We start from the raw sequence: 17,934 nt of genomic DNA on the forward strand, positions 1-17,934 counted from the left end.
TGTCAACTCTATTTTTCTTTTTCTTCTTTCAGGTGTTCGCGTAAAAAATCGTGATATTCTTTATTATTGAATACCAGGAAATCGTGTGTGCCTTTATAAGCATACCCGTTAGAATCAATAAAAAGCACCGTATCTACATAACGCAAGGTAGATAGACGGTGAGAAATTACTATTGCTGCAATTCCCGGGTAGTTTTCATCCAGTGCCTGCCAGAGTTTTTCTTCGTTTTCAGCATCCAGAGAGGCAGTTATATCATCCAAAATGAGCAATTGCGGTTTTTTAACTAAAGCCCGGGCAATAGTTAACCGCTGTTTTTGCCCTCCGGAAACGCTAAGTCCTCTATTGCCAACAAAGGTAGCGTCTTTTTCCGGAAAAGAGGCAATTTCATCTTCCAGTTGCGAGGTTTTAACTGCAATTTGATATTCCCTTTCCGATGCTTTTTCCACGGCAAAAAGAATGTTATCCTTCACGGAACCGCCAAAAAGAAGAGGTTCCTGAGGAACATAAGCAACTATATTACGCAGGGATTTAACATCAATTTCATTGATGGGTTTGCCGTTAATTTTAATGGTTCCGCTGTCATATTTCAGCAAGCCCAATAACAGATTGGCAATAGTGGTCTTCCCGCTTCCGGTGGCACCTAAGATTAGCATCCTTTCTCCTTTGTTCAATTCAAAACTTACATTTTTCAGCACCGGAGAGGGTTTGTCAGGATACTGGAAGGATACATTTTCAAAGGATAAAGTGGAGAATTCCTTCACTTTATGCTGACCGTTAAGTTCATCATTTAAAGTAGGATAGGATTTCATTTCTTCCAAACGGTCTATATTTACAAATGCCTGTTTACCGGAAACAAAGAGTTGGGGCAAATCAATCAGCGGATAAATCATCATTGATAGATAGGTGTAAAACAGAAAAAAGGTGCCAACCGTTATTTCTCCTTTCACAGCAAGATAACCGCCAAAGAGGATAACTCCAATTTGGGCAATGTAATCAATGTATTGCCAGAGTAAAGAAAGAATGGCATTCAATTTCACCATACTCATTTCCGTTTTAAACCTTTTATTTAAAGCTATATCAAAGAAACGGTTATATTTTTCTTCGCTTACAAAGCTTTTAACAATCCGGATACCCGAAAAACTCATTTCCAATTGATTATTGATAGCAGAAATTGCCTGCTGATTACGATTATAATTAGTATATACTTTATCGGAGGTGAAATAGAAAATCAGCATCATAAATGGCAGCGGAGCAATGGAAAGCAAAGTTAGTTTCACATTGATGCTGAACATTACAACTAACGCAAACAAAATCATACTGAACGAATTGAAAGCCCGAAAAATGCCGGAACACAAAAACCAGCTAACCCTGGGAAAATCGGAAAGGTCATCAGTTAAACGGGTAACAATATCACCGGTTCTGAATTTCTGGAAAAAAGTAAAATCCTTAGTTAAAATATGCTTGAAATAGAACACTCGCAAAGAGTGCTCAAAACGCATATTCACCCAACCCCTAATCCCGGGATAAATGCCTGTAACAAGTTCAGCCAAACCAATAGCAAACAGAATCTTTATAATTCTATAAACCGCTTGCATCGGTTCAGGATATTTTGCCGGAAATTGTAATATGTCTTTCAGCAAGTCCAACATTTCTTTAAAAACATAAGGAAAAGCAATAGACACAACGGATGACAGCAGAGTGAGCACTACCATAATCAGCACAAACCATTTTTGAGATTTATACTGTTCCAAAATCCACTTCAGGTGTTTATTCATCCTGCACCTTCAACATTTGCAATTCCACCAGCTTTTGATATTCGGGTGATTTCTGTAACAGCTCGTTATGCTTACCTCGGGCAGTTATTCTGCCATCGCTGAAATAGAGAATTTCATCGGCATCCAGCACAGAAGTAAGACGGTGAGCTACAATCAGAGCAGTTTTGCCGGCTAATAAATTTTCCATTGAACGTTGGATTTTTGCCTCGGTTTGAGGGTCTATAGAAGCCGTTGCCTCATCCATAATAATTATTTCGGATTCAAAAGCAAGAGCACGGGCAAAGCTAACCAGCTGCTTTTCACCTTGAGAAATATTTTGTCCCCGTTCCGCAAGTTCCGCATTAATCCCTTCGGGCAATTTTCGGATAAATTCATCCAATTGGACAATAGAAATTGCTTTTTGAACCTTTTCTTCATCAATCTGGTCATTATAAACCCGCACATTTTCCAAAATACTGCCGGGAAAGAGATATACATCCTGCAAAATGAGCCCAATCTTTTTTCTCCATTCCCGAAAGTTCATTTCGCTTAAAGGGACGCCATCAATTAATATTCTCCCTTTTTCCACAGGATAAAAACCGCATAACAAACTTACAGTGGTGGTTTTACCACTGCCGGAAGCACCAACTAATGCTATTTTCTTTCCCTTGGGTATGGTGAATGAAACATCCTTCAGAACCCATTCATTTTCCTTATAGGCAAACCAAACATTCTCAAACTTAATTTCTTGTTCAAAAACAGGTATCTGCGTTCCGGTAAAGATATCATCTTCAGAAGGCAGTTCGGTTAATTCCAAAATCCTTTTCAGAGAAGCAAATGAACGCTGAATTTGCATCACATTTTCGGAAATTTGCATTAGGGGCCATACCAGCTGATAAATATATTGAATAAAAACAATCAGAATTCCAACCGTTAAGGTTCCGGCAATAATTTTGGGAGCAGAAACAAGAATCACAATGATGATAAAGACCACATTGATCATAAAACTGAAGATACTTTGTGAACTGTATTCAATCATCTGAGTATGAACTTCTATTTTTTTCTTCTCTTTTGATGCTTTTTCCACATCTTTCAGAGCTCTTTTCTCCTGATTTAATGCCTGAATCATTTGAATGCCTTGCACATAATCAGTTATTTTAGCAGTAATTACAGCATAGCGTTCCCGAATTTGACGAAAGAACTTATTCAAATATTTAAACAAAAACCAGTAGCCGATTCCACAAAGAATTATCGCCGGCAAAATATAAATCGTTATTTTCCACTGCAGAATGAAAAGAATTATGAAACCACCAATGAAAAACAATACATTGCCGATAATTGTGATAGACAGATCGGAAAAGAGAACTTTAACCCTTTCACTATCACTTTCCACGCGGGCAATAAGTTCACCTACCGGCTGTTTATTAAACCAGGAAACAGGTAACTTCAATAAATGACTGAACACATCACCCTTGAACTTAGTGATGATTTTTATACCTAAACGGGAAAGTAACAAAATCTGCAAATAGGAAAGCAACCCCGAAAGCAACACTACGGCAATAAAATAAAAGCCATAGCGAAACATCTGTGCCATATTCTTATCCGGTATGCTGTGATCAATAATTTGTGCTAAAATAAGAGGATTGAGCAACCGTAAACCGGAAGTAATCAGCATTGCAAAAAGTCCAAAGAATAGCAGTCCCAAATCCTTTTTCACGAAAGGAAAGAGGAGCTTCAGATAATATGTGAATGTCTGCTTTTTCTCAGCCACTTTTTGCACCTTTTTAATGTTTCTTTCTTGGGGGATTTATTTAAAATAATGGTCGGGATGAGAGGATTTGAACCTCCGACTTCTCGGTCCCGAACCGAGCGCGCTAACCGGTCTGCGCTACATCCCGATCTTTTTTTTTATGCTATCTTTAAAAGCTGGATATTCTGTCAAGCAAGAACTTTTTTTTGCTCCTGATGTTTTAAAATAGAGTTGGTAGAATTTTTGTTTTAACTCTAAACAAACAGCTTGTTTTGACTTACAATTTTGCCACTACCAACACAGAAACCACATACCACAAATTGCAAACACTTACATCCACACTACAACTGGTCTCCTCATTTCAAAATTGTGAGTTAAAACAAGAACCCAGCACAATGGCAACCGAATTTTACCAACCCCTCAAATTTTACAATCGTGAAAGAATGTTATTTTTCACTTTTGCAGGGTCAGGTTGGAATTGTTCAGAAATAGAAACTTCGCGACGAATTTTTGTTTTAACTCTAAACAAACAGCTTGTTTTGACTTACAATTTTGCCACTACCAACACAGAAACCACATACCACAAATTGCAAACACTTACATCCACACTACAACTGGTCTCCTCATTTCAAAATTGTGAGTTAAAACAAGAACCCAGCACAATGGCAACCGAATTTTACCAACCCCTCAAATTTTACAATCGTGAAAGAATGTTATTTTTCACTTTTGCAGGGTCAGGTTGGAATTGTTCAGAAATAGAAACTTCGCGACGAATTTTTGTTTTAACTCTAAACCGAGCTTCAGCTTTGACAGTATCGGACAAAAGATAAATATTCTGTTACCTCTGCATTTCGTTGCAACCATAGAAGAATCGGTTTAGAGTCAAAACTCCCCAGCTTTGACAGTTGAAGGCAACTAACAAAATTTCATGTTACCTCTGCATCTCGTTACAAACCGCAGAAGAATCGGTTTAGAGTCAAAACAAACAGCTTGTTTTGACTTACAATTTTGCCACAGCCATCACTGAAACTACAACCCACAAATTGTAAACACTGACAACCGAGTTACAACTGGTTTTCTCATTTCAAAATTGTGAGTTAAAACAAGAACCCAGCGCACTGGCAACAGAATTTGACCAACCCCTCAAATTTTACAATCGTGAAAGAATGTTTTTTTTCACTTTTGCAGGGTTGGGTTGGAATTGTTCAGAAATAGAAACTTCGCGACGAATTTCTGTTTTAACTCTAAACCGAGCTTCAGCTTTGACAGTATCGGACAAAAGATAAATATTCTGTTACCTCTGCATTTCGTTGCAACCATAGAAGAATCGGTTTAGAGTCAAAACTCCCCAGCTTTGACAGTTGAAGGCAACTAACAAAATTTCCTGTTACCTCTGCATTTCGTTGCAACCACAGAAGAATCGGTTTAGAGTCAAAACTCACCCAGCTCAAAATTGTGAGTTAAAACAAGAACCCTTTTAAAAAACCATCTGTAAAATTCATCCTTTTTCTCCTCCTAAATAGTTGTCTTTCAATTCCTGTTTTTTTGCGATATACAGCAAATGAGATTCCCGTATCTTTCCCATATCGCGATACGAGAACGATACGGGAATCATATTGGAATGTTATTGAGAGAATTCCGGGATCTCTTTGGGAACAAGAAAGAGTCAATTTGTTAATGATTTGCCTTTTGTTGGACATCACAATTTTTCAGATTTGGAGCCCCACCCAAAAATGGAGATTTCAAATTCAACAAACTCATTGACAAATTTATGCCCTATTGCACAATGTAGCTAAAGTGATTTTACTGGAGATACATTATGAATGACCAGTTGCAAGACCTGCTTAAAAAAGTTTATGATGAAGGAGTTGCCAAAGCCAATGCCGAGGCAGAAAAAATTATCTCTGCAGCAAAGGAACAGGCAGACAGCACAATATCCCAAGCCCAGGCAGAGGCAGAAAGAATCTTAAAAGATGCGGAAAAAAGGGCAGCAGACCTGAAAAAAAACACCGAATCCGATTTAAATATGGCTTACAATCACACCCTTACTGCTCTTAAACAAAAAATAACTGATCTTATCCTTTCTGAAGCCCTCAATGCCAAGCTGAACGATGCCTTCAACAATGCTGAATTTGTAAAAAAGATTATTCTGGAAACACTTACTGCCTGGAAGGAAAATGCTGCTTCCGGAACAATTATCATCAGCGAAAAGATGAAACCCCTTTTAGATGAGTTTTATATTAAATCCTTGAAAGATATCTTTGACGGTAAATTGAAGGTTGATTTTTCACCGGTTATGAAACAGGGCTTTATGATCACTCCTGAAGATGGAACTTATAAAATTAAATTTGAGGGAGATGATTTTGCTAACCTGTTTAAGAGTTATTTACGCCCTCGCACTAAGGAAATCCTCTTTGGTAAACAATAGCTTATGAAACAAGAATATTACTATTTTGTTTCCGGCTTGCCCAATATTACTATTGAAGATACAAAACTACCTTGGACTCCGGAAGAATTTTTAGCTGAAGCAAAAACTCAAGTGAGCAAAAAAGATTACCGTCTGCTGCAAATTTTACATCTACCAATGGATTTGGATAATCTTTTGCGGGTTTTGTATAATAGCAATAAAGAGCGTAATAAGGAAGGTCTGTTTGAGGATTCCTTTTGGGAAGAATATCTTACTTTTTTACGAGGTGTTTTAGATAATCCCGAGCTGGCAACTAAAGCGGATTTTGCAGAGCTTCCCGTTTTTATTAAAGAAACGGTGTTAAAGGTGCTGAAACAGGAAGAAAGGCAATCTTTGGCACAAACCGAATTGGAACTCTTAAAAAAATTTTATGCCTGGACTGCAACCAGCTCAAATGAATTTATCAGGGACTGGTTTGCTTTTGATACCCATCTTAAGAATATTTTAACCGCGATAAACGGTCGTAAATTTAATCTGCCTTATGCAGAATATCTTATAGGTGAAGGCGAAATCCTGGAAAAACTTAGTAAAAGCCATACTGCGGATTTTGGTTTAGGTAAAGAAGATGAGCTTTACAATGCCCTTGTCCGCATTTACGAACAAAACAATATTCTCTATCGGGAAAGGGGCTACGATATTTTACGCTGGCGGTGGATTGAGGACTATAACTTCTTCAATTATTTTAATATAGACCGCATTTTAGGTTACTATTGTCAGCTGCGTATTTTGGCTCGGTGGATAAAGTCCTCCCCGGAATTGGGAAAAGAGGTCTTTAATACCATTTTAAGCGATTTGAATAATAGTTTCAGCTTTCCCGAGGACTTCAATATAAAAAGCACCCAAAGAAAATAGAAGGTAACAATTATGACAACAGGTATAGTTAAAGGTATAATTTCCAACCTTGTTCAGGTTGAGGTTTCCGGTCCTGTTTCCCAAAATGAAATCTGCTACATCAATTTAGGGGGAGAGAAATTGATGGCAGAGGTTATCAAAGTTGTAGGAAACATAGCCAATACCCAGGTTTTTGAAAGCACGCGGGGTTTGAAACCCGGCGATACGGTAGAATTTACTAATCGGATGCTGGAAGTGAAACTTGGTCCTGGAATGCTTTCCAAAAACCTTGATGGACTTCAAGGTGATTTAAATAAAAGGAAAGGTGTTTTTCTTACCCGGGGTGAATATACCGATCCCCTGGATGAGGATTCCCTTTGGAAATTTACCCCCATTGCTAAAGTTGGCGATATAGTTAGCGCGGGCGATTGGCTTGGTTCAGTTCCCGAAAGTTGGGTTAATCATAAAATTATGGTTCCTTTCGTGATGGAAGATGAATATACAGTTAAAAGCATTGTGCCTGTAGGTGATTATAAAATAACTGAGACCATTGCCGTTTTAACTGATAAAGAAGGCAAAGATATTGAAGTTAATATGATCCAAAAGTGGCCTGTGAAAATCCCTATTATTGCTTATGTAGAAAAACCGCGTCCCTTCAAACTTCTGGAAACAGGTGTGCGCACAATGGATACTCTGAATCCTATGGTTGAAGGCGGAACGGGCTTTATCCCCGGTCCTTTTGGAGCAGGAAAAACCGTTCTGCAACATTCCATTTCCAAAAATGCGGAAGCGGATATGATTATTATGGCTGCTTGTGGCGAAAGGGCAAATGAAGTTGTGGAACTCTTTGTGGAATTTCCGGAACTGGATGATCCCAGAACAGGCAGAAAACTTATGGAACGAACTATCATTGTTTGTAACACCTCCAATATGCCTGTAGCCGCAAGAGAAGCATCTGTTTATACTGCAATGACGATTGCCGAATATTATAGAAATATGGGATTAAAAGTATTACTTTTGGCTGATTCCACTTCGCGTTGGGCTCAAGCGCTTCGGGAAATGAGTAATAGAATGGAAGAACTTCCCGGTCCTGATGCTTTCCCGATGGACCTTCCTGCTATTATTTCCAGCTTTTATGCCCGTGCCGGATTTGTTTATTTGAAAAGCGGTGCCACCGGTTCTATAACCTTTATTGGAACTGTTTCTCCTGCAGGGGGAAACTTGAAAGAGCCGGTTACGGAATCTACCAAAAAATCAGCTCGCTGTTTTTATGCCCTTTCTCAAGCCCGAGCAGACAGTAAAAGATATCCTGCAGTTGATCCTATTGATTCTTACAGTAAATATCTGGAATATCCTGAAGTGATTGAATACCTGAATGCCAATGTAAATCCGCACTGGGTGAAAGATGTAAACCATACAAAAGATATTCTGTTACGGGGAAAAGAAGCACAGGAACAAATCAATATTTTAGGTGATGATGGAGTTCCTCTTTCCTATCACGATAAATACTGGAAAAGCGAACTGGTAGATAGGATTATTTTACAACAGGATGGCTTTGATAAAGTTGACCAATCCACCCCGATGAAAAGACAGCAATATATGCTGGAATTGATTTTGGGTATCTGTAATGCGGATTTTGTTTTTGAAAGTTACGAAGAGGTTATGCCTTATTACACGCAGCTGATCAATATCTGTAAGCAGATGAATTATATGGAATTTCAAACCCCCGAATTTAATAAATACGAAGCGGATCTTAATAAAATAGTTGAGGAAAGGAGAGCTAAATAATGGAAACCCAAGCTTTTCAAAAGATATATACTAAACTCAATCAAATAACTAAAGCTACTTGCACCGTTCAGGCAACCGAAGTAGGAAATGAAGAATTGGCTACAGTTGCAGGACGATTGGCTCAGGTAGTTAAAATAATCGGTGATAATGTTACTTTACAGATTTTTGCCGGAACTGAAGGAATTGGAACTGATGCCGAGGTTGTCTTTTTTGGAAAAGCGCCTACTTTGAAAGTTAGCGATGAATTAGGCGGAAGATTTTTTAATGCTTATGGTGAGCCCATTGACGGGGGTCCTGAAATTGAAGGTGAAGAAGTAGAAATTGGCGGTCCTTCCGTAAATCCCGTTCGCCGTAAACAACCCTCAGAATTGATTGCCACAGGAATTGCCGGTATTGATTTGAATAATACTTTGGTTACCGGACAGAAAATACCTTTCTTCGCCGATCCTGATCAACCCTACAATGAAGTGATGGCTATGGTTGCCTTACGAGCTCAAAGTGATAAAATAATTTTAGGGGGAATGGGTCTTTCCAACGATGATTATCTGCTTTATAAAAACACCTTTGAAAATGCCGGTGTGATTGATAGGATAGTTTCTTTCGTGAATACTACGGAAAACCCGACTGTGGAACGTTTGCTGGTTCCTAATATGGCACTTACAGCGGCAGAATATTTTGCTTTGGAAAAACACGAAAAGGTCTTGGTGCTATTAACTGATATGACCCTATACTGTGATGCCTTAAGTATTGTTTCCAACCGTATGGACCAAATTCCTTCCAAGGATAGTATGCCCGGTTCACTTTATAGCGATTTGGCAAAGCTTTATGAAAAGGCAGTGCAATTTCCCGATGGGGGCTCTATAACAATTATTGCGGTTACAACTCTTTCGGGAGGAGATATTACTCATGCCATTCCAGATAATACCGGTTACATAACTGAAGGGCAGCTTTTCCTGAAAAGAGATACAGATATTGGCAAAGTTATTGTTGATCCCTTCCGTTCGCTTTCGCGTTTGAAACAACTGGTTATAGGTAAAAAGACCAGAGCAGACCATCCGCAAGTGATGAATACCGCAGTTCGGCTTTATGCTGATGCTGCTAATGCTAAAACCAAGCTGGAAAACGGATTTGACTTATCCGATTACGATCTTCGCGTGCTTGATTTTGCCAAAGAATATTCCGATAAAATCCTGGCTGTTGATGTTAATATCAGCACCGATGAAATGCTGGATAGAACCTGGGAACTTTTCCAGAAGTATTTCAACCGTGCTGAAATAGGTATCAAGGATGAATTTATGAATCTGTATTGGAAGAAAGGATGAACCTGAAATTTCAGTATAATAAAATCTCTCAGTTGCAGCTGATTAAACAACTGGCGGTAAGGCAAAGAGCATTGCCCACCTTGAAAAACAAAGAAAGCGCTTTACGCCTGGAAGTTAAAAAAGCCCGCGACCAAGCTTATGCTTTAGACCAAAGAGTTAAAGAACGCACTGCGGAACTGGATGCTTTTATGAAACTTTTTGTGGAATTTGATCCCAACATCTTGAAAATTAAGAATGTGGAAATCAAAACCCGCAAAATAGCCGGCGTAAAAACCCCGCTTTTGGAAAACATTGAATTTGAAATTGCCGATTATAACCTTTTCAAAGCTCCTTCCTGGTATCCTGAAGGAATTGCTTTGCTGAAGGAAATCTGCCAACTGCAAATTGAAAGGGATTTTTTCATCCGCAAGATGCAAATTCTGGAACAGGTTCGTAAAAAGACCACTCAAAAAGTGAACCTTTATGAAAAAGTGCAGATTCCTGCATTTGAAGATGCCATATTAAAAATAAAACGCTATCTGGAAGATGAAGAAAATTTATCCAAGGCATCGCAGAAAATACTGAAATCCCGTTTTGAACAGGAGAGCCAGCTATGATAGAAAAGATGCGTAAATATACCTTTGTTCTCTATCATCAGGATTATGAGAAATTCCTGGCTGAGCTGCAGAAATTAGGGTTAGTGCATATTATTCGCAGTTGTGATGAAAAAACCGTGTCCCAAACTAAAAACCTGGAATTGATGCAGGAATATGGGGAATGCGTAAAATTCTTAACTAAGCTGAAATCCACTGCTCCCAAACAGGCAATTTCTTTACCTACCAAAGCGTTGCTGAATAAAATAAATGATGCCAGAGAAGAAAAAGAGAAGCTTCAGCATTCCATAGATACCATCAAAAAACAAATTCGGGATTTAAGTCCCTGGGGTCATTTTGATTACGACCTGGTGCGCAAACTGAAAGAATCCGGCTTAACCATTCGTTTTCATACCTGTTTAAAAAATCACTTTAAACCGGAATGGCAGGAAAACTATCCCTTAAAAATTATTAACGAAGTTAGCGGTATTTTATATTTCGTGGTTATTACCGATGATGGTGATCCTGCTTTGGAAGCAGATACTTTTTCTTTCCATCAGCATACATTACAGGAATTTGAAGATAAGCTTAAGGAACTGGAAAACAAACAGAAAGACATTGATGATTATCTGTATTCCATAGCTCCCGCCGCTATTGAAATGTTCAATGAAGAACTGAAACGCCTAAGCCGCGAATACGAATTTGAGGATGCTCTCCAGCAGGGTAAATACGAAGCGGAGCAAACAATCCGTCTGTTAAGCGGTTGGATTCCTGTAAGTTCAGAACAGGGCTTAAAGGATTTTCTGGAGAACAACAATATTATTTATATTACCGAAGATGCCAAACCGGAAGAAAATCCCCCCATCAAACTACGAAATAACTGGTTTGCCCGTCTGTTTGAGCCCATCAGCAAAATGTATATGCTGCCCTATTACAACGAGTTTGATTTAACTCCTTTCTTTGCTCCTTTCTTTGCTTTATTTTTCGGTTTTTGCAATGCTGATATGGGTTATGGCATAGTTATTGTCATTTTAGCTCTCATCTTGAAATTAAAGATGAAAAACCAGGGTATGAAGGACATTATGACCCTGTTAATGATTTTTGGAACTGCTTCCATAATAATGGGTTGGGTGATGGGCAGTGCTTTGGCTTACGATTTGAAAACGATTCCGGCTATTAAGGATAAGATTTTTATTAAGGATAACAATCAAATCTTTAATTACGCTTTGCTTTTAGGAGCTATCCAAATTCTTTTCGGAATTGCTATCTCAGCCGTAAAAACAATTCGGAATAAGGGATTTAAATTCGGGCTTACTACTATTGGCACCTGGCTTTTATTATTGGGATTAACGGTGCTCGGTTCATCACTTTTAGGAGTAAATATCAGCAAAGTTCAGCCCTATCTTAAATATCCTATTTATATCGGTTTAGCAATGATTTTGCTGTTCAATAGCCCCGGTAAAAACATCATTCTTAATATTCTCAATGGTTTTTGGCTGCTCTATCAAATCGTTACCGGTTACTTTGGCGATATTTTATCTTACATCCGTCTTTTTGCTCTAAGCATTTCCAGCGCTATCTTGGGCTTTGTGATGAATTCCATTGGCAGCCAGATTGCGAGTGGAATTCCAGTTGTCGGACCGGTAATTTTTGTGCTGTTTATGCTTTTTGGGCATACTTTAAATATTGCCTTGGGCGGTCTTAGCGGTTTTGTTCATCCTTTACGGCTCACTTTCGTAGAGTTTTACAAAAATTCCGCTTTCGCAGGTCCCGGGCTGGAATATAAACCCTTTGGCAAGAAGGAATAACAAGGGAGGTTAAAATGCCTGATTCCTTACACACAGTAGTTCAACCAATCGTTGCCACTATGGCGAGCCAAAATTTAGCATATTTTTTGGCTTGGATCGGACTTTTCCTGATGGTTGCTCTTTCCGGAGTGGGAAGTGCCTGGGGAACTGTTATCGGTGGTCGTGCAACAGTTGGTGCAATGAAAAAAAGGGATGATGTTTTTCCCAGCTGTATGATCCTTTCCGCTTTACCTGGAACGCAGGGTCTATACGGTTTCGGTTCTTTTTTCATCCTGAAAGCTTATGTTACTCCCCAAATTAATATGCTTCAGGCCTGTGCCATTTTAGGAGCAGGTTTAATTTCGGGAATTGTGAATATTATTTCTGCTTATCATCAAGCCAGAATTGTATCCACAGGTATTGAAAGTATTGGTTCGGGACACGATGTTTTTGCCAAAACCCTTATTTTGGGTGTGTTTCCGGAACTTTATGCTATTATTGGTTTTGCTGCCTGTTTCCTGATTGGTGGAGTAATTCCAACTTTAGCTTAAAAACAAACTTGCAAAACGAAAAGGTGAGGTTTTTATAACCTCACCTTTTTCTATTAGTGATAATTGCTATCGGTTAGAGAAGTTCAATTACTACGAATTTCTGTTTACGGAAGCTTGTTGCATCAAGAATTGTAAGGACATTCTGATCGCCTTCTTTTTCTACTTTATAGGAAGTGGCAGGGTGATTAGTAAGGATAGAATAGCCCTTTTTCGTAGCTGGAAAAGTAATTTGCTGATTTTCCAGCAGGTTAATGGTAGTGAATTGTTCCACCGGGATATTTTGTTTCACGGTGGAGACCTTGCCGATGCCTAAAAGTCCACCTTTTCTATCCATAATTCCTTTGGACATTAGTTCTTTGCGAGTTCCGGACACATAATAAATGGTATTTGCTTCAATGCTTTGTTGCGTAATCTGTTGTTCTTTTTCCGTAATCGTCATTTCGCGTTTCTGAATTTCTTCGGCGCTGCTTCTTCTTTCCGTTTCCAGGGTTTCGTTCAAAATGCCTAAGCGCTGTTGTAATTCATCCATAATTTGTTCTTTTTCGCTAATGCTGTTTTTAAGTTTATTCACAATTTCCTGAACACCTTTCAACTGGCTTTTGGAGGTGGCAAGTTGTTTTTCCAGAGTAGTAATTTTCTTTTTATCGGCTTCAATTTGGTCGCGCATATTAGCTATGGAGTTAATAATTTTGTTTCTCCGCTCTTCGGGTGAAGTTCCGGGAATTTCTTTCTGGGTAAAAAGCTGTCCGGAGAGGTCTTGTTCCAGCGATTCCAAGCTTGATTGAATTTCGTTAATTGTGGAAGTAGAGGTTTCATACAGTTTTTTCAATTCTTCGTTGTTTTTCATAATATCTTTGGATTTGTCATTAGCATTAACCCAAAGGACGGCAAAAACGATAGTTAGAATTGCCAGGATTGCCACGATAATCGCTGTTGAAGCTTTCATGCTTGACTCCTTTGTCTTGTAATTTAGTTTGGCATTCAAAAATATAACCTGCTATTCTGTCAAGACAAAAGGGAAAAAGCAAAAATGAAATATTCTTTTTTAAAGCAATGGACACTGGAAATGATTAACTATCAATCGGTAATAGAAAGCGTTTGGCTTTTCCCTGAGCTTTTAGTATTGCAAAATAAAGATAAAAAAGCCCTTTGTATCGTGCTCGGTAAACGCGATACTTTTGTGTTTCTGCAAAATAATTTCAGTCCGCTTCAGGAAGGGAAAAAAATCTGGCAGCAGCTTGCCAATTGTCATCTTACAGGCATTTCTATCGCCGAAAATGATCGCCTTGCCTATTTGGAACTTCAGCAAAGGGATATCTATCAGCAAAATAAAAAATATTTGCTTATCGCCGAATTGATGCCTCATCAACCCAATGCCATTTTAGTTGATGCAGATTTTAAAATTTTGGACGCCATTCATAAATACAGCTATGCAGATAATCCCCAAAGACAAATTTTACCAGGGCTTATCTACGCTCCTCCGAAAACATCTTTTCAGCCAATTATTGAAGAGGTCTCTCCCCCTTATCCTGATGGAAGTTCCTCCTGCAACGATTATTTTATTTATCTGTATTATAATAAGTTTAAGCAGGAAGAAGAGGCAGAAAACCGCCAAAAAACGAACGCTGCCCTAAAGAAAGAACTGCAAAAATTACAAAAAAAGAAAGAGACCTTACAGCAAGACCTGAAAAATGCAGAAAATGCTGATTTTTGGCTTGCCTGCGCCGAATGTTTGAAAACCAATCTGCATAATATCAAAACCGGTATGCAGAGCTTTACTGCAATCAATTATCTTGACCCTGCATTAAAGACAATAGAAATCCCTTTACAAACGGACAAAAGCCCTCAGGAAAATCTGCATTTATATCTGAAAAAGTATCATAAAGCCAAGAACGGCTTGCAGATAATTACCAAAAATCTGGCACAGACGGAAACAGATATTGAAAATATAATAGAACTTATCGCCAAAGTGGAAAAAGGGGAATTGCCTGATATCGGAAAACTGCCCTCCCAACCAACCGGACGCAAAATCGTGCACAACGCTATTCTTGCCGATAAACTTCTCAAATTGAAGGTTAATGATGAGTTTCAAATTATCATCGGCCGCCGTGCCAAAGAAAATGATTATTTAACTACACAGCTGGCAAGACCTTATGACTATTGGTTTCACAGCCGAATTTATCACGGTTCGCACATCGTTTTAAAATGCCTGAAAAAAACAGAGCCAAGTCCTTATCTAATTGAACTTTGCTGCAATTTGGCTGCCTGGTTTTCCAAAGCCAAATTTTCTGCCAATGTTCCCGTGGACTACACTCAAATACGCTATGTGCGAAAACCGCGTAAAAGTCCCCCTGGATTAGTTACTTACACGAATTTTAAAAGCGTTTATGCCACGCCGATGAGCTTAAAAGAAGTGCGGGAAAAACTTTCTTGAAAACAAAACTGCAGGCAATCCTCATCAAACAAAGCCAGTATAGCGAAAGCAGTTTAATTCTGCAATTTTTTTCCCTGCAGCAGGGAACTATAAGTGTTATCGCTAAAGGCATTCTTCAAAAAAGGGAACAACTGCAATTACTCCCTCTTTGTGAGTATGAATTGCTTGCCTACGAACCTAAAGAACAAGGTTTATGGCTTTTCAGCGAAGCAAATATTATCCGCAATTTTTCTGTTTATCCCGGTTCTGCCACCTGGGCAACTGCCGAAACTGGCTTGGAACTAATTAGCCATCTTATTATTTCCCAGGAAGATATAGCTACAATTTATAACCTCACTATTGCCTATCTGGAATACCTGAAAAAAGTGAAAAACAACGCTATTCTCATCTTTTGGCGTTTTTTAAACAGAATAATTATCCTCAGCGGTATCGGCAATCCCTTAAGTAATTGCTGTTTATGCAATAATGCTTTATCGCTGCCTGCTGCGTATCTGAAAAGTAAAGGGGGCTTCGTTTGCGAAAATTGTCTGCCGGAAATTTACCCCGGCGATGCCTTGTTAATTCTTTCACCCCCGGCAAGAAAAATTTTGCTCCTGCTGCCGGAAATTGGCAATCATCTGGAAGAGATAACTCTAAACAGGGCAATCGTTAACGAAATTAACACTGCTTTCACCCTCTATTGGCAGACGCATCATAAACAAACCCTGCACCTGAAGGGACTTTCCGTTTTAGCTCAATTCTACAATGCCTGATTTTTTCCGGTGGCAATACCTATTATCTGCGATAAGATTTTTACTTACAGCAAGATAAATCGGACAGGATATAAGGGAAGAAAAATAGGGATTATATATTAAGTAACAAGATGTTATCTACATTTCATATTGAAAAGACATAAAAGGAAAAAAGGGTATTTGCATAAAGAGAAAAAGAGATTAAATTGAGAATTAAGAATGGAGAATTGAGAATGAACGGTGAACAGTTAACAGTTAACGGTGAAGAGTGAACAATGAATGGTGAATAGTGAAGGTCAACGATGAAAAGAGAAGGTGACAAGATTATAAGGCAAAACTTGGATGCTTATATTATTTATAGAAACACATTCAAGTTTATAAATCCCTAAAATCCCTTTAATCCTGTTCATCCCAGACCTATTAAATCCCTAAAATCCCTTTAATCCTGTTCATCTCAGACCTATTCTTTTTTTTCTCTCCGCTCTCAGCTCTTAGCCCTCTGCCAAAAACCCTCGGAAAATTCTAAACCTTCTCAACCTTCTATTATAGTATTTATTCTATCTGAGAATAGGATCAAATCTCTTTATTTAGATATTGATAACCGGGAACTTTCGTTAATAAGCCATCTTCCACAGCCGTTTTAACCGAGAGGCAGGGTAACTGCTGTTCCAAAATTTGGGCTCTGGTGATAGTTTTCAGGTTCACCTGTTCCGGATATTTAGCTTGCATTGCCCACATCATTTTCACAAAAAGGGAATACCAGGAAGGCACCCGCACGCTATCATCCCTATCTCGCAACAAATTTAGGTAATTTCTAAAATCATTACGATACCCTTCCGAGGGGTTAATGTCTTTAATTTGTTTGGCAATGGCAGCGTATTCCAGGTTTTTTTCCTGGATTGGCATTTGGGGAGCGCGCCGCATTAAAGTCCTTTTCAAACGGGGATGATAATAATATATCGCACCATCCAGTTTGCCGGAAAATCCCTTTATACCATCTTTTACTGTTACTTTCATTATAACCTCCAGATATTTTTGTGCCAGATTATTCCCTTACCTGAAACTGTCAATCAATTCTTTATCATCCCTTAATCACTCCTTAATTGTTAACGCTTGATTAAGGTTAGTTGAATGCCTAATAAACTCTGTGAAGCAAGGGTAAAGATAATTACACATTGTAGATAATAACTATGGTTTAATGCGAAGAGTAACCGGGTAATCGGAGGATTCCATTCCACCGCTTTCCTTTGGAACTTGAAATATCTCTCATAGATTACGCAGATTGAATTTTAGAAACAAGGATTTAAGGATTTTAGGATTCAGAGGATTTCTAATTTAAGTTCCATTTATGGTTGGATAAAAACATAAACTTCTGTAGCTTAACCTTACTGAATTATGAAGTTTAGAAACCAGATAACGAATTTCCTGCTGCCTTTATATAACATAATTTATAGTAAATGGCAATAAAAAATGGTACGAGTTGGCAAGCGAAAAGTGATACACTTGAAAAAAGAGGAACACAAACTCTTCGCCTTCTGCTTTTTGCTTATAAGCCCATTAGGGCGACACTAAAATAGCGATGGTGGCGTAAGCCCCTCGGAAAATGCGGAAAAAAATATCTCTCCGCCCTCTGCCCTCTGCATAAAGCCCCTTAGGGCGACACTAAAATAGCGATGGCGGCGTAAGCCCCTCGGGAAATGAGAAAAAAATATCTCTTCGCACTCCGCCCTCTGCCCAAAAGCCCCTTAGGGCGACACATTGATAGCGATGGTGGCGTAAGCCCCTCGGGAAATGAGAAAAAAATATCTCTCCGCCCTCTGCCCTCTGCCTAAAAGCCCCTTAGGGCGACACAAAAATAGCGATGGGTGCGTAAGCCCCTCGGTAAATGTAAGATACAGTATCTTTTTATCCTTTTCCCCCATTCCTGAAAGCCCCTTAGGGCGACAC

Annotated in this window: 13 protein-coding genes and 1 tRNA gene; 9 read left to right on the forward strand and 5 right to left on the reverse strand. The window is 38.8% G+C overall.

Annotated elements, in window-relative coordinates:
* Positions 1 to 8 precede the first annotated feature (8 nt).
* The 3 genes from PLE33_06665 to PLE33_06675 all read right to left on the reverse strand — a co-directional run bounded on the left by PLE33_06665 (position 9) and on the right by PLE33_06675 (position 3,652).
* Positions 9 to 1,775, reverse strand: a complete 1,767-nt coding sequence (locus tag PLE33_06665; protein HPS60930.1) for an ABC transporter ATP-binding protein — start codon at positions 1,773 to 1,775, stop codon at positions 9 to 11.
* The gene (locus tag PLE33_06670) at positions 1,768 to 3,525 is read right to left on the reverse strand and encodes an ABC transporter ATP-binding protein (protein ID HPS60931.1); all 1,758 of its coding nucleotides are present in this window, start codon (positions 3,523 to 3,525) and stop codon (positions 1,768 to 1,770) included. The genes PLE33_06665 and PLE33_06670 overlap by 8 nt, the downstream gene beginning before the upstream one ends.
* Before the next feature lie 49 nt (positions 3,526 to 3,574).
* Positions 3,575 to 3,652 (reverse strand) — tRNA-Pro (locus PLE33_06675).
* Positions 3,653 to 5,323: 1,671 nt separating this feature from the next.
* On the opposite strand from PLE33_06675, the gene PLE33_06680 reads away from it, so the two are divergent.
* The 7 genes from PLE33_06680 to PLE33_06710 are packed head-to-tail and all read left to right on the forward strand — an operon-like array spanning position 5,324 to position 12,822.
* Positions 5,324 to 5,932 carry a hypothetical protein gene (locus tag PLE33_06680; GenBank protein ID HPS60932.1) on the forward strand — a complete coding sequence of 203 codons (609 nt, stop codon included), beginning with the start codon at positions 5,324 to 5,326 and terminating at the stop codon, positions 5,930 to 5,932.
* Between the two features lie 3 nt (positions 5,933 to 5,935).
* Positions 5,936 to 6,823, forward strand: coding sequence for a DUF2764 family protein (locus tag PLE33_06685; GenBank protein ID HPS60933.1), 888 nt, complete (start codon positions 5,936 to 5,938; stop codon positions 6,821 to 6,823).
* Positions 6,824 to 6,835: 12 nt separating this feature from the next.
* Entirely contained in the window at positions 6,836 to 8,590 is a 1,755-nt protein-coding gene (locus PLE33_06690) for a V-type ATP synthase subunit A (GenBank protein ID HPS60934.1), read from the forward strand.
* Positions 8,590 to 9,912 (forward strand): V-type ATP synthase subunit B, encoded by a 1,323-nt coding sequence (locus tag PLE33_06695; GenBank protein ID HPS60935.1) that lies wholly within the window; start codon positions 8,590 to 8,592, stop codon positions 9,910 to 9,912. Before PLE33_06690 ends, PLE33_06695 begins: the two co-directional genes overlap by 1 nt.
* Entirely contained in the window at positions 9,909 to 10,508 is a 600-nt protein-coding gene (locus PLE33_06700) for a V-type ATP synthase subunit D (GenBank protein ID HPS60936.1), read from the forward strand. The genes PLE33_06695 and PLE33_06700 overlap by 4 nt, the downstream gene beginning before the upstream one ends.
* Complete coding sequence (locus PLE33_06705; protein ID HPS60937.1) at positions 10,505 to 12,292, forward strand: V-type ATPase 116kDa subunit family protein; 1,788 nt, start codon at positions 10,505 to 10,507, stop codon at positions 12,290 to 12,292. The genes PLE33_06700 and PLE33_06705 overlap by 4 nt, the downstream gene beginning before the upstream one ends.
* A gap of 14 nt (positions 12,293 to 12,306) precedes the next feature.
* The gene (locus PLE33_06710) at positions 12,307 to 12,822 is read left to right on the forward strand and encodes a V-type ATP synthase subunit K (protein HPS60938.1); all 516 of its coding nucleotides are present in this window, start codon (positions 12,307 to 12,309) and stop codon (positions 12,820 to 12,822) included.
* 73 nt (positions 12,823 to 12,895) lie between these two features.
* Here the strand turns inward: PLE33_06710 and PLE33_06715 are convergent, their stop codons facing one another.
* Positions 12,896 to 13,768 (reverse strand): hypothetical protein, encoded by an 873-nt coding sequence (locus tag PLE33_06715; protein HPS60939.1) that lies wholly within the window; start codon positions 13,766 to 13,768, stop codon positions 12,896 to 12,898.
* Positions 13,769 to 13,852: 84 nt separating this feature from the next.
* Between PLE33_06715 and PLE33_06720 the strand changes: the two genes are divergently transcribed.
* Both PLE33_06720 and recO read left to right on the forward strand, forming a co-directional pair.
* Positions 13,853 to 15,256 (forward strand): NFACT RNA binding domain-containing protein, encoded by a 1,404-nt coding sequence (locus PLE33_06720; protein ID HPS60940.1) that lies wholly within the window; start codon positions 13,853 to 13,855, stop codon positions 15,254 to 15,256.
* Positions 15,253 to 16,008 (forward strand): DNA repair protein RecO, encoded by a 756-nt coding sequence (gene recO, locus PLE33_06725; GenBank protein ID HPS60941.1) that lies wholly within the window; start codon positions 15,253 to 15,255, stop codon positions 16,006 to 16,008. Before PLE33_06720 ends, recO begins: the two co-directional genes overlap by 4 nt.
* Before the next feature lie 552 nt (positions 16,009 to 16,560).
* Here the strand turns inward: recO and PLE33_06730 are convergent.
* A complete protein-coding gene (locus PLE33_06730; GenBank protein ID HPS60942.1) occupies positions 16,561 to 17,004 on the reverse strand; it encodes a hypothetical protein in 444 nt (147 codons plus the stop codon).
* Positions 17,005 to 17,934: the final 930 nt, after the last annotated feature.

Source organism: Candidatus Cloacimonas sp. (assembly GCA_035403355.1).
In the GTDB taxonomy this organism is placed as follows: Bacteria; Cloacimonadota; Cloacimonadia; order Cloacimonadales; family Cloacimonadaceae; genus Cloacimonas.